Source organism: Alteromonas sp. (assembly GCF_984505615.1).
The window spans coordinates 1-13,943 of record NZ_CFHOXV010000049.1 but is presented as its reverse complement, the minus strand read 5'-3'; the positions used below and the strand labels follow the sequence as shown (position 1 = coordinate 13,943).

The 13,943-nt window shown below is 48.9% G+C and carries 12 protein-coding genes; 2 read left to right on the top strand and 10 right to left on the bottom strand.

Annotation, left to right across the window (positions count from 1 at the left end; genetic code table 11):
* Positions 1-40: 40 nt before the first annotated feature.
* Positions 41-820, top strand: coding sequence for an ABC transporter ATP-binding protein (locus tag AC4PME_RS18515; protein WP_491045877.1), 780 nt, complete (start codon positions 41-43; stop codon positions 818-820).
* A 1-nt stretch (position 821) separates the two neighbouring features.
* Complete coding sequence (locus tag AC4PME_RS18510) at positions 822-2,015, top strand: ABC transporter permease (RefSeq protein WP_491045876.1); 1,194 nt, start codon at positions 822-824, stop codon at positions 2,013-2,015.
* A 75-nt stretch (positions 2,016-2,090) separates the two neighbouring features.
* On the opposite strand, the gene AC4PME_RS18505 is transcribed toward AC4PME_RS18510, so the two are convergent.
* The 10 genes from AC4PME_RS18505 to AC4PME_RS18460 all read right to left on the bottom strand — a co-directional run.
* Positions 2,091-3,815, bottom strand: a complete 1,725-nt coding sequence (locus tag AC4PME_RS18505; protein ID WP_491045875.1) for an SLC13 family permease — start codon at positions 3,813-3,815, stop codon at positions 2,091-2,093.
* Positions 3,816-3,833: 18 nt separating this feature from the next.
* Positions 3,834-5,249 (bottom strand): sulfate adenylyltransferase subunit CysN, encoded by a 1,416-nt coding sequence (gene cysN, locus AC4PME_RS18500; RefSeq protein WP_119500755.1) that lies wholly within the window; start codon positions 5,247-5,249, stop codon positions 3,834-3,836.
* A 3-nt stretch (positions 5,250-5,252) separates the two neighbouring features.
* The gene (gene cysQ, locus AC4PME_RS18495) at positions 5,253-6,041 is read right to left on the bottom strand and encodes a 3'(2'),5'-bisphosphate nucleotidase CysQ (RefSeq protein WP_491045874.1); all 789 of its coding nucleotides are present in this window, start codon (positions 6,039-6,041) and stop codon (positions 5,253-5,255) included.
* Positions 6,041-6,634 carry an adenylyl-sulfate kinase gene (gene cysC, locus AC4PME_RS18490; protein WP_119500757.1) on the bottom strand — a complete coding sequence of 198 codons (594 nt, stop codon included), beginning with the start codon at positions 6,632-6,634 and terminating at the stop codon, positions 6,041-6,043. The genes cysQ and cysC overlap by 1 nt, the downstream gene beginning before the upstream one ends.
* On the bottom strand, positions 6,634-7,548 hold the full coding sequence (gene cysD, locus AC4PME_RS18485) for a sulfate adenylyltransferase subunit CysD (protein WP_119500758.1): 915 nt from the start codon (positions 7,546-7,548) through the stop codon (positions 6,634-6,636). Before cysD ends, cysC begins: the two co-directional genes overlap by 1 nt.
* Positions 7,549-7,747: 199 nt before the next feature.
* Complete coding sequence (putP, locus tag AC4PME_RS18480; protein ID WP_119500759.1) at positions 7,748-9,262, bottom strand: sodium/proline symporter PutP; 1,515 nt, start codon at positions 9,260-9,262, stop codon at positions 7,748-7,750.
* Between the two features lie 139 nt (positions 9,263-9,401).
* Positions 9,402-10,109 (bottom strand): DUF3379 family protein, encoded by a 708-nt coding sequence (locus tag AC4PME_RS18475; protein ID WP_491045873.1) that lies wholly within the window; start codon positions 10,107-10,109, stop codon positions 9,402-9,404.
* Positions 10,102-10,617, bottom strand: coding sequence for a sigma-70 family RNA polymerase sigma factor (locus AC4PME_RS18470; protein ID WP_491045872.1), 516 nt, complete (start codon positions 10,615-10,617; stop codon positions 10,102-10,104). Before AC4PME_RS18470 ends, AC4PME_RS18475 begins: the two co-directional genes overlap by 8 nt.
* Positions 10,618-10,735: 118 nt before the next feature.
* On the bottom strand, positions 10,736-12,592 hold the full coding sequence (locus AC4PME_RS18465; RefSeq protein WP_491045871.1) for a DUF885 domain-containing protein: 1,857 nt from the start codon (positions 12,590-12,592) through the stop codon (positions 10,736-10,738).
* A gap of 46 nt (positions 12,593-12,638) precedes the next feature.
* Positions 12,639-13,943, bottom strand: a 1,305-nt coding sequence (locus AC4PME_RS18460; RefSeq protein WP_491529694.1) for a BatD family protein, incomplete at its 5' end; no start/stop codon positions are given.

Genomic DNA, 13,943 nt, shown 5'->3' with positions numbered 1-13,943 from the left:
AACGGATAACGGAATTAATAATATCAACAAAGGAAACGCGATGATTGAAATCAGTCAGCTGGCGAAAAAATTCACCATCGAAAACCCGAAAAAATTGAGTGAACAGGAGAAAAAGGATCCCCGGCTGAAAGGGAAATTTTTCCATTCTGTGCAGGATGTGTCGCTAAATTGTGCTTCCGGTGAAGTACTCGGGCTACTCGGGCCTAACGGTGCCGGCAAAACCACCACATTACGTATGCTATCAACAGCGCTGAAGCCCGATACAGGAAGCATCACCATTAATGGTGTTGATGTACTTAAAAAGCCGGTGCTGGCACGCCAGAAAATCGGTTTTTTATCCGGCTCAACCGGCCTGTATGGTCGTCTTACCGGCAGAGAGAACATTGCCTATTTCGGCCAGCTTCACAATATGTCGAAAACCCGTATTGAAGAAAAAATTCAGTCGCTGGCCGATTTGCTGGATTTGCACAGTTTCCTGGATCGACGGTGTGAGAATTTTTCTACCGGTATGAAACAAAAAACGGCAATTGCCCGGGCGGTGATCCACAGTCCGGAAGTGGTCATTCTGGATGAACCCACCACGGGGCTGGATATCATGGCCGCACAGACAGTACTGAACTTTATCCGCGGTTTGAAAGAGCAGGGGATCCCGGTGATTTTCTCCACCCATCACTTAGAGGAAGTTTCGGAACTGTGCGACCGGGTGACCATCGTCAATCATGGACGCACGGTATTTAATGATGATATCGCCACCTTCAGAGCGCTGTCGCCGGGCTCAATGAGCAGTGCATTTTTATCAGCTTTAGGGACGGAGGCGTAATATGTGGTTAGTATTTTTAAAAGAAATTAAAGAGTTAGTACGGGACAGAAAAACACTGTTTTTTATGATTGCCCTGCCTTTGCTGGTGTTCCCTGCTATTTTCGGGGTGGTAACATTTGTGTCTTCAAAGGCCATATCAGATGCTCAGTCTGAAGTGCTTGATTATGCCATCCGTGGTGCAGAATACGCGCCTGAACTGGTATCAAAAATTGCGGAGTCAAAAGACTTTAATCTGGTAACGATACCGGAAAACGAAAACATAGAAAGCTGGGTTAAGAGTGAACAGGCTGATTTCGTGCTTGAGATCCCGGAAAACTATAATGACGATATTCTCTCCGGCGGACAAATTACCCTTAAGGTTTACTTAAATGATGCTGGTCTCAATTTAGTCCACTCACGCCTGCAGGCTATCGTAAACGACATTTCAGAACGCAATCAGCAGGCTGCTTTTGCGCAACTGGGTCTCATCGAAAGTCAGCAGACAGCGCTCATTGAGCCCATGGTCATTGAAAAAGTAGATGTGGCTGATCAGCGGGAAAATTGGGGTGAGAAGATTGGTGGTTTTATTCCCTATATTATTTTTATGTTGTGCCTGCAAGGCGCCATGATACCGGCAACAGATTTAGGCGCCGGGGAAAAAGAAAGAGGTACCCTGGAAACACTGCTCATATCGCCTGTACCCCGCCATCATCTGGTGATGGGAAAATTCTTTGCCATCGCCCTTGCCGGGGTGACCTCAGCCATGGTCACGGTAGCAAGTATGGCTGTATGGGGCATTGTCCTGAGTCAGGGCATGGCCATACAACTGGTGGCTGAATTTATGGGGGCCATCAGCGGCACGGACTTTTTACTGATTTTCTTCATGCTTATTCCCGTGGTGGCAATTTTCTCATCCATTCTTTTAAGTTTGTCTATTTATGCCAGAAGCTTCAAAGAAGCGCAGGGCTATATGACACCGCTGGTGATGTTTACCATCGTGCCGGTGATCATGGCAATGTTACCCGGTGTCGAGTTGAAAGGTGGCTGGGCATGGGTTCCGCTGACGAATGTGGCGCTGGCGATAAAAGAGCTTATTAAAGGCACAATGGATTATGTGCAGTTGATAGCCATTTTCGGTTCCACCGCACTCATTGCAGCGGCGCTTATCGGTTTTTGTGTTTACTGGTTCAACAAAGAAAAAGTGTTGTTCAGATAATCAGGTAAATTGTTACCGGCAATAAAAAGCCCCGTTCACCATGGTGAACGGGGCTTTTTGCTATTCAAACCGTTATCAGAAATACGTCATGTTCAATAACACCAGCACAATGGTGCTGTACGTAATGGAAATGGGTAGTCCGATTTTGATGAAATGTGAGAAACGATAATTCGCCGCATTAAATACCAGCAGGTTAGTCTGGTAACCGTATGGCGAAATAAAGCTCGCACTGGCAGCAAATGCAACAGCAAGGGCGAATGGCATCAACGGTGCACCGATAAGTCCGGCAACGCCATAGGCGAAGGGGAACATCAGGGCTGCCGCAGCATTGTTGGTCACAAACTCTGTTAACACCAGGGTAGCCAGATAAACTGTACAGAGGGCGACAAACCAGTTTGTATCAGAAAGGTACGGCATCAGAAAATCAGTACTTAAACTGATAACCCCGGCATTTTCCAACGCACTGGCCAGACTGAGTGCACCGACGATAACTACAATCAGATTCAGTGGCAGATTACGTTTGATTTCTCCGTTACTGGTGACTTTCGCTCCTACCAGTATGGCAGCAAAGAACAGCAATCCGATACCAAGGTTTAATGTATCCGTCGCTGACAAAGCCACCACCAGTAAGAAACCACCCATAGTGATCCATTCCTGCCAGTTGGTGAGTGGTCTGGAGATTTTCTGCTCAGACAGTATGAAGAAATTCTTCGACAGGTTCTGTCTGGTCTGGAAATCCGGACCGGTTGCCAGTAACAGGAAATCACCGGCTTGCAGCTTAATTTCCCCCAGTTTACCGGAAAGCTGCTCACCATCACGGCGAATAGCCACAACGGCGGCATCAAACAAGGCCCTGAAGCCCAGCGCTTTAATCGTTTGTCCGATAATCTGCGCACGGTTAGAGATGATCACTTCCGTGAGGTTTTCCCGCAGTATGCCGTCAGCTTCAGCGAACATGGTTAAGCCTTTAATGTGGCTTAAGCTGTCCAGCTTCTGTACATTGCCGGAAAAAATCAGCTTATCACCCTGATGGATAATAAGTTCCGGTGAAACAGGGCTGATAAGTTGTCCGTCCCGCACAATTTCTACCAGAAAAAGCTCAGGCAGGTTCCGCAGATGGTTTTCCTCGACGGTTTTGCCAATCAACTCAGAGCCGGGCTCCACTTCTGCTTCCACAATGTAAGCGCGGTAGTCGGTTTTCTTATTGGCGATATCCGGCAATAAGGTCGATAACACAAACATCAGGAAACCACAGCTTAATCCGGCAGCCAGACCATAGAGTGTGAAATCCCAGAATGCGAAACCCGGATGACCGTGTTCCTGCAAAAATGAGTCTACGATCAGGTTCGTTGATGTACCAATCAGCGTGACTGTGCCACCTAAAATGGCCGAGTAAGACAACGGAATTAACAGGCGCGATGCCGGGTGATACTGGTTTTGTTTTACCGGCCCGATCAGGCTGGCCACAATCGCGGTGTTGTTCAGCAGGGCTGACGAGAAAAACGACAGACCGAACAACCGCCAGTAGGAAACAGTAAAACTGGGCGCGATGAGCTTACGTCCTATTTGCTTAATCAATGCTGTTTTATCAATAGCACTGCTGACAAGCAGTAAAAGGACCAGTGTGATCAGGCCTTTATTGGTTAAGTTATTGAGGATCTCATCGAAGGTGATTTGTTGGGATACGAGTAAAATAAGCATCGCCACCGCGAAAATGGTGGAAGGACGCATATTCGACGCAACTAGTGCAAAAATGGTGCTGAAGAAAACCCCCAGCACCATCAATTGGTTGACATCCATATAAACCGTTCCGGCTCGTTACAGTTTACTGATGTCGAGCGCGTTCCAGTGTGGGAAGTGCTTGCGAACCAATTCGTTGAATTCCAGCTCAAAAGCAGAGAACTCAGGCGTTTTGTGTTGCTTGTCTTCGGCCAACTGGTCGATGATCATACCTGCACCAACGGTTCCGTTAGTCAGGCGGTCAATTACAATGAAAGCACCGGTCGCACGGTTGCGCTCGTAGCTGTCACAGGCAACTGGCTGAGTAAATTTCAGGTCAACTACGCCAATTTCGTTCAGATTAAGATGCGCACCCGGCTTCTGTTCCATGGTGTTTACATCAATCTGATACTCTACTTCTGATACAGAACCTGAAGTCGATTTGGTCGCAAATTTAAACAGATACTGTTTATGCGGCATCATCGGCTCTTCAGACATCCATACCAGGTGAGATTTAAACTGGCTGGACAGCAGCGGCAAATTGTCAGACTTAACAATCATGTCACCACGGGAGATATCGATTTCATCTTCCAGTGTTAACGTAACGGCCTGTGGTACGTAAGCACGCTCCTGATCGCCTTCAAACGTTACGATAGATTTGACTTTTGAAGTCTTCATGGAAGGCAGGGCAGTGATTTCATCACCCGGCGCAACCTGACCGGATACCACGGTACCGGCAAAACCACGGAAATCCAGGTTTGGACGGTTAACATACTGAACCGGGAAGCGGAAATCTTCTTTATTGTCATCGTTACCGATTTCAATAGTTTCCAGCATTTCCATCAGCGGCTTGCCAGTGTACCAGGGCGATTGTTCGCTGCGGTTTACCACGTTGTCACCTTCGAGCGCTGACAGTGGGATGAACTGAATATCAGGGATGTTCAGGTTTTCAGAGAACTTCAGGAAGTCCGCTTTGATGTCTTCAAATACTTTTTCACTGAAGCCCATCAGATCCATTTTGTTCACCGCAACGATAACGTGCTTAATGCCCAGCAGGCTGGCGAGGAACGAGTGACGGCGGGTTTGAGTTTTCACTCCGGCGCGTGCATCAACCATCAGGATGGCCAGGTCACAGGTAGACGCACCGGTAACCATGTTACGGGTGTACTGTTCGTGTCCCGGAGTATCCGCAATGATGAACTTACGCTTATCGGTAGAGAAATAGCGGTACGCTACGTCGATAGTGATACCTTGCTCACGCTCAGACTGCAGACCGTCAACCAGCAGCGCCAGGTCAACTTTGTCACCGGTGGTGCCGCTCTTTTTGCTGTCTTTTGTAATAGCAGCGAGCTGATCTTCATAAATCATTTTTGAGTCATGAAGCAAACGGCCAATCAGCGTACTTTTTCCATCGTCTACGCTACCGCAGGTCAGAAAGCGCAGCAGGTCTTTCTTTTCGTGCTGTTCCAGGTAGCCCAGAACGTCTTCTTTCAATAATTCGTTATCTACATTCATTACTTATGCGCTCACTAAGAAATAGGGGTTCAACACAGATTCTTTCTGGTTATATGTCAGGTCAGGGGCATCCTCGGCCAGCGGGTTTGCGCCATCCAGCACAGTGACTTTTGCACCTGCTGCGGTGGCAACCGCATGGGCTGCGCCGGTATCCCATTCAGATGTCGGACCTAAACGGGGATAGAGGTGGGCTTCACCAGAAGCGACCAGGCACAGTTTCAATGAACTGCCCATGGCAACCAGTTCCGCTTCACCGCCGAGGTCTTCCAGCAGTTTCTGGATTTCAGGGCTCTGGTGAGAACGACTGCCTACGACTTTCCAGACTTCACCGTCTGCGTGTTTCTTCGCGGAAATTGGAGTGAATTCGCCATTGGACTCCATCCACGCACCCTGACCATCAATACCCACGTAAGAGCGTTTCAGGGCAGGCGCGTAAACCACACCCATCACAGGCTTACCGTTATCGATAAGCGCGATGTTCACTGTAAACTCACCATTTTTCTTGATGAATTCTTTAGTGCCGTCCAGAGGGTCAACCAGCCAGTATTTATCCCAGCCACGACGCTCATCCCAGGGAATATCCGCAGATTCTTCTGACAGGATTGGCAGGTGAGATACTGCTTCCAGGCCGGCAACAATCACTTTGTGTGCGGCAAGGTCCGCTTCTGTCAGCGGGCTGGTATCTTCTTTTTCATAAACAGCGAAATCTTTTTCGTAGATTTCCATGATTTTGTCACCAGCTTGTTTGCTGATGGCGAGAATTTTTTCTGCTAATGGATCAGGTAATGCCATTACACAAGTCCTTTTTCTTCAAGCATGGCGTACAAACGTTCCGCAGTTTGTTCTGCCGGTTCGTCTTTATACGTCAGGTGGATCTCCGGGTTCACCGGTGCTTCATACGTGGAAGAGATTCCGGTGAAATGTTTGATTTCACCTGCACGGGCTTTCTTGTAAAGCCCTTTTGGATCCCGTGATTCACACACGTCCAGCGGGGTATCGATAAACACTTCCACAAATTCACCTTCTTCAAGCAGATTGCGGCAATAGTCGCGGTCAGCCTGAAATGGCGAGATAAATGCGGTGAGTACAATCACACCGGAATCGACAAACAATTTAGCCACTTCACTGACACGGCGGATGTTTTCAACGCGGTCTTCATCACTGAAGCCCAAATCGCCACATAAACCGTGACGTACATTATCGCCATCCAGCAGATAAGTGTGTTTGCCCTGTTCCTGGAATTTTTGTTCCAGCAGGTTCGAAATGGTGGATTTACCGGAACCGCTGAAGCCTGTCAGCCAAAGTACACGAGGCGTCTGACCAAGGCTTTCGGCACGGGTCTTTTTATTGACCTCGTACTTGTGCCATACGATATCCGTCGACATCAGAAGTATCCTTCCATTTTCTTCTTCTCCATAGAACCGGAGCTGTCGTGGTCGATAACACGGCCCTGACGCTCAGAAGTCTTGGTCAGCAGCATTTCCTGAATAACTTCAGGCAGGGTCGCTGCAGTAGACTCAACGGCACCGGTCAGCGGATAACAGCCTAAGGTACGGAAACGTACTGAACGCATTTCCGGTGTTTCACCTTCTTCCAGCGGCATACGGTCGTCATCAACCATAATCAATACGCCATCACGCTCTACTACAGGACGAGGTTTCGCCAGGTACAGAGAAGGAATATCGATGTTTTCCAGGTAGATGTACTGCCAGATATCCAGCTCAGTCCAGTTAGACATAGGGAATACACGGATGCTTTCGCCTTTGTTTACGGATGAGTTGTAGATGTTCCACAGCTCAGGACGCTGGTTTTTTGGATCCCAACGGTGGTTGCTGTCACGGAATGAGTACACACGCTCTTTCGCACGTGATTTTTCTTCGTCACGGCGGGCACCACCGAATGCAGCATCAAACTTATACTTGTTCAGTGCCTGCTTCAAAGAAGCGGTTTTCATGATGTCTGTGTGCTTTGCACTACCGTGGCTGAACGGACCAACACCGGCATCAACACCTTCCTGGTTGATATGCACTAACAGATCAAAGCCATGTTTTTCCGCTTGCTGGTCACGGAACTCTATCATTTCGTGGAATTTCCACGTGGTATCAACGTGTAACAAAGGGAAGGGGATTTTGCCAGGCGCGAAGGCTTTGCGGGCAAGGTGTAACAGCACTGAGGAATCCTTTCCGACAGAATATAACATGACCGGATTATCAAATTCCGCAGCAACTTCGCGGAAAATGTGGATGCTCTCGGCTTCGAGTTGTTTCAAATGGGTAATAGACGGTATATCAAGTGTCATTTTCGAGTCCGATAGTTAAGGTTATATGCTAAACGATTATATATATAGAACCCTAACATATTTAGATCACAAAGTAGTAATTCCGATTTGCTATACGAAATAGCCGTTTTATTACCTTGAAACGAATTTGTCATAACAAAAAGCCGCTTATAAAAAGCGGCTTTCTGGTTGCGTATTAACGGTGTAATTCGTGCTTAAGCTAGACGTGCTTTGAGGCCTGAAGCTTTTCATTAAAGCTGTCGAAAACCTCAGTAACCCCTTCACGGGGGGAACCGCTCTTACTGAGCACAATGATAGTTAAGCTGGATAAAATAAAGCCCGGTACGATTTCATACATCCAACTGCTTAAACTTTGTCCGTCAATGGTGAAAGGCAGGTAAATCCAGAGCAATACAGTGACGGCGCCCACAATCATACCGCCCAGTGCTGCACGGCGGGTCATATCACGCTTAAACAGGCTGAACAGCACCAGCGGGCCGAATGCCGCACCGAAACCTGCCCAGGCATTACTGACCAGCGAGAGAATCGTGCTGTCACGGTCGTAGGCCAGGTAAATAGCCACTAATGCGACAATAACAACGGAAATCCGCCCGGCAAGTACCAACTCTTTATCTGACGCATCACGTCGCAGGAACGCTTTGTAGAAATCGCTGGTGAGGGAACTGGATGTCACCAGTAACTGTGATGAGATGGTACTCATGATTGCGGCAAGAATAGCTGCCAGCAGGAAACCACCCACAAGAGGATGGAACAGTAACTGAGATAAATAGATGAATATGGTTTCAGGATCGATGCTATTACCGTTTTGCGTCACGTAAGCCAGTCCGAACAGGCCTGTCATTAACGCACCGATAATGGAAACGATCATCCAGCTCATACCAATGTTACGGGCAGTGGGCACATCTTTGACTGAACGGATAGCCATGAAACGCACAATGATGTGAGGCTGTCCGAAGTAACCAAAACCCCATGCCATCAGTGACAGAATACCTATCAGTGAAAGTGCTTCACCACTTTTGGCGTCCGTAAAGGCGTCAAATAACGCCGGGTCGATGGATTTAACTGCATCTACCGCTTCGCCCGGACCGCCTAACTGCATCACAACGACTACCGGTACCATCACCAGAGACACAAACATAATACAGCCCTGGACGAAGTCAGTAATACTCACTGCCATAAAACCGCCGAACAGGGTATAAGCCACAACCACACCTGTGGTGACATACAGTCCGGTTTCATAGCTCAAACCAAAGGATGATTCGAACAGTTTACCCCCTGCAACTACGCCGGATGACGTATAAAGGGTAAAGAATATGACAATCACCACCGAGGCAATAACACGGAGCAACCGGGAGTTGTCTGCGAAACGGTTTTCGAAATAGTCGGGGAGGGTAACAGCGTTGTTAGCAATTTCTGTGTATAAGCGCAGGCGCGGGGCAACGAGTATATAGTTGGCGAAAGCACCAATGGTGAGACCAAGTGCAATCCAGCCTGCGGAGATCCCGGAAACATACATGGCGCCCGGCAGGCCCATCAGCATCCATCCGCTCATATCAGATGCACCGGCAGACAGTGCGGTTACCGCCGGGCCTAATTGTCTTCCGCCCAGCATGTAACCTTCCACGTCACTATTAGTCTGGCGGTAAGAGAAAAGTCCGATGCCGAGCATGGCCGCAAAATAAATGCCCAGAGAAATCAGCGTACCTGTTTCCATATTATTCCTTCCTGTTTTTTCTTTTATGCTAACAGGAAGTAGATACAGTCTCTATGGCAGTCTGGTTTATCTGTCTTTTCAATCGGGCATTTAACTTTGCACCCGACCGGTTTGCATGAAATTCACACAAGCCGGCAGATTATGCAGAAAAGCTGATGCTGCTTTTTACTTTTTTCACCAGCGGATTCAGATCAGCACCTTTATCGCCTACCACCATAATGCTGGCGTTTTGCAGGGACCAGCTTTCGCCGTGATACTTTTCATCGGCGAAGGCAGGCGGCACCGGATTGCTGTCATTATGGGGCATAACAAACACCGACATTTTCCCCTGGTCTGTGTTTAAAATCAGGTGCAAGGTTTGCTGGCGGTTAAGATGGCAGTAGTTGGCCACAGCCACATCACCGATAGACTGTAAAAATGTACCGCCGAAACCGGCCAGTTTCGCATTGACCTGCTGCATGCCAACCTCAATGCCGGAATGGGGTGTTTCAATTTCAGCGTAGCGCATGTGTGCCAGAGCTTCTGTGCCGATATCTGCAGGGGCCTGATTGAATACCATGGTGCCGGTAACACCGGCCATAAATGCCACGGAAGCGGCCATGGCAATAAACCACCGGCTGCGGCGCTTATGGCGGTTGAATTCACCGGTAGCCTGTTGCCAGATGAGCTTATGCGCCAGATCGTCGGGTACAGGCACTTTGGCTGCCTGCAGCAATTTACCGTCAAGTTGCTGAAGTGACGATTTCAAAGCGGCTTTGTCGCTGTCGCCTTTAATGGCGGCCAGCATGTCTTTGTCTGTCGTATTGGGATCGGCATAAATACGACGGCGGAATTCTAAATCATCCATTATGGCGACCTCTCTGGTGTGCTGAATCACTCTCCAGCATGTCTCTGAGTTGATTACGGGCGCGGAATAACCGCGTCATCACGGTATTTTTATTCAGCGACAGTTGTTCTGCGATTTCCTCACCGGAATAGCCGAAGATAAGCTGCAGGATCAATGGCTCCCGGTAATCTGCCGGTAATCTGGCAATGAGTATCCGGAGTTCTTCTGTGTCATCCCCGTTTCCGGAATGAAATGCTTCGTCAGCCACCGGCACATCATCAATGTCCACCGTCTCGAGCTGTTTGCGTTCAAATCGTCTGGCATTCTCCCGCCTGACAATGGTGATAAGCCAGGATTTAGCTGACTTCTCATCCTTTAAACTGTCCAGTGAGCGCCATGCCCGCAGAAAAGTTTCCTGAACAATATCTTCAGCTACCGCCGGGTCGCGGGTGAGCCAGTACGCATAGCGATAAATATCGCCATGAAATGCGTGAACCAGTGCTTCGTAACGTTGTTGTTTTTCTTTCATGACAGTTAAGACCTGTCGCATGTCAGAAAACTTTCAGTGTGAGAGAATTTTTTTAGCCTGGCAGGATTGAGAGAAGCAGGCAACCTTAAATGGTTGCCTGTTTAACGTGTTGGCTTTTTTACAAAGATTGTTGCTGTTCAATCCAGCGGTTAATCTTTTCTTCCAGTACTGACAAGGGCACCGGACCGTCTTTTAACACTTCATCGTGGAAGCCCGCATAAGTGAATTTATCACCCAGCGCCTCTTGCGCCTTACTACGCAGTTCCATGATTTTCAGTTTGCCAATCATATAGGCCGTGGCCTGACCCGGCATGGCGATGTATCTCTCAATTGCTTTAACTACATCAGGTTCAGGATTGGGGGTGTTTTCCAGTAAGTACTGAATCGCTTCTTCCCGTGACCACTGTTTAGCATGCAAGCCCGTGTCTACCACCAGACGGCATGCGCGCCAGAGCTCCATAGCAAGGCGGCCGAAATCTGAATAGGGATCTTCATAAAAGCCCATATCTTTCGCCAGCTCTTCCGTATAAAGGCCCCAGCCCTCGGTATAGGCTGTGGCACTCAGATACTTTTGAAATTCAGGAATACCGTCGAGCTCCTGAGCAATAGCCCGCTGCATGTGGTGACCCGGGATCCCTTCATGGTAGGCCAGCGCTTCAAGTTGATAGGTGGGCATGGCGTCCATGGTGTAAAGGTTGGCGTAATAGGTACCGGGGCGGCTGCCATCCTGAGAAGGACTTTGATAGAACGCCTTACCGGCAGATTGCTCGCGGAAGGGTTCAACACGTTTTACTATCATGTCTGCTTTCGGAATTAAGCCGAAATAATCCGGCAGCGCTTTTCGCATTTCGTCAACTGCCTGCGTTGCTGCCTGCAAGTATTCTTCACGGCCCTCATCCGTGTCCGGGTAATAAAACTGAGGATCGGTGCGCATGAATTCGAAAAATTCCTGTAACGACCCGTCGAAACCGACCTTGTCTTTGATGGCTTCCATAGCTTTGTGGATTCGTTCTACATTATCCAGCCCGATCTGATGTATTTCTTCAGCGTTAAGATCTGTCGTCGTGAACCAGGCGAGGCGGTTTGCATACCATTTGTCACCGTCGGGCAGGCGCCACACGCCGTCACCTTCCGGTGAAAGGGTTTTCTGGTGGGCGAAAGCGGCCATAATCGCTTCATAAGCCGGCTTAACAGAGGTAACCAGAGCAGCTTTGGCTTCGCCCAGCAGAGTCTGTTTTTCAACATCATCAATGGGCAGCGCGTTTACCTTGTTCTGAAAATCTTCCCAAATGGTCGAAGGTGTCTCTGAAGTATCGAAAGGCGCGCCGGTAATGACATTTTGCGCGGCGGCAATCATCTGGTCGTAGGCCCATTTCGGTGGATACACGCCGGCTTTTTCCCGCAGTGCCATTTGCTCTATAACCTGATCGAAATATTCATCTACCTTATCCAGACGGGAAATGTAGGCTTTAGCGTCAGACACATCACTGACCCGATGAATATTGATCAAAAAACTTGGTACGCTGGTGTGCGCCGCACGGAACTGATGAACAACATAAGTATGGTGTCTGAATTCATCGTTAGCGAGTTCACGTTCTATGCCCGTACGGTAAAGGCGTAAACTGAGCTTTTCCTGCTCAGTGAGCGTTTCAGGGTTAAAGCTGTCCAGTTCTTCAAGACGATTTTTCTTAATGGCGATGGTCTGCTCTTTATGCTCTTCGCTTAGATCATTCCATTCGCCGTAATTCCATTTTTTCCCGAGCCGGCTTTGAAATTCCGGTGAGCGCTTCAAATCTTCTTCAAACGTCCGTTCAAAAAACGCGTTCAAACGCTCAGATTCGCTTTGATTGGCTATGGTGCCGGCTGGTGGCTCCGGTTGCGCTGGTGCAGCCGTTTCCGGTGCCGGTGAACAGGCCGTCAACGCTGCAACAAGCAGCGCCAGCGGCGTAAATTTAAATGATGAAAGTGTTTTCAAACTGAGTCTCCCGGTAAATATTGTGCTTGTACGGAAGACGCAGAGATCAGGATGACTGGCCTTCCGGATACAGAGGTGGCAGCGCTGAATTGCTCTGCTTCGTGTTCTGTTGCCTGATGGCCTGAATACTCTGTAACAGTGCCTTTCTATCCCATTGTCGTGGCTTATCGCTATATTGACTCGATAACATGGCATCAATTTGCGGTTGAAGACCGGATTTTCTGAGATAAACGTTTGCCGGCACGGCGGGACTATGTTGTTTGCCAGCCAGAAATGCCCACTGTCTGAGCGCTTTTTGTACCTCTCCCGGTGCACCGGACTGAATGACGTTTTGCAGCGAATTAAACGCCTGCTTTTCGTCATTGCCTGCAGAACCGCGCCCATCTGATGGCTTTTCACCTTGCATCACCGGACGACGTCTGAAGTAAATAAATGTGACAATCCATCCGGCAAGCGTCACTACCCACAATGCAGAGACAATCCACAGCAGGGTATCGTTACTTTCTGCCGGTGCAGATTGCGGCACCGTTCCTTGAGCACTTTGCGGTATATCCGGCTGTGCAGCGGGGGCGGGCAGGGCTGTATTATCAGATTGCGCCTGAGTAAGCGGTGCAGACTGAACTGGCGTTGCCGTTGCTGAAGCCGGTGCTACGGTAATTTTCTTCGCCGGTAACCGGGCGGTTTCCGTTTTTCCGGTCAGCACATTAAACCAGGGCACAGTTACCTCAGGTAAAATGAAGTCGCCGGCCTGAGTGGGGATCATCGCCAGTGTCTCGACCCGCTGGGCGATGAGCGTATTGTTTTTGTTTACGGTAGCCGTACTGGCCTGGTCAGGGTAGAGCTTGAATCCGGGCGGATACATCTGAGGTAGTTCAGGTAGCTGCTCTTCCACTACGCCCATCGCTGTCAGGGTGATGGTGCGGGTAACCGGTTCACCTACTGTAAAAGACGATTGTTGCGGCCACTCTTCGTTCAGTGACACATATTCGCTGGGTAACCAGTGGTAATCAATATCAGCAGGCACGGGCTTAACGTGAATAGTAATATCCGGACCGAGGCGGTTGATTTGCTTCGTGCGGTTGAAGAAACCAAAGCGGGTATTCGGATCCTGAGCCAGTACTTCGCCGGCGAATACCGGTCCCTTAATAGTAAACTCGCCTGAGCTTTGCGGCACAATTGCGAACGTACGCTCAATAACCTGATACCGCTTACCGTTCACAATATCAGAATATTGCTTGTCGTCGCCTAACTGCTGAATTTGCGCATCTTTAAGTTCCGGTGCCTGCAGGCTACCCCGTTCAATATTGGACGCCAGATATAATTTGGCAGTGTAAAGTAACTGCTGGTGAAG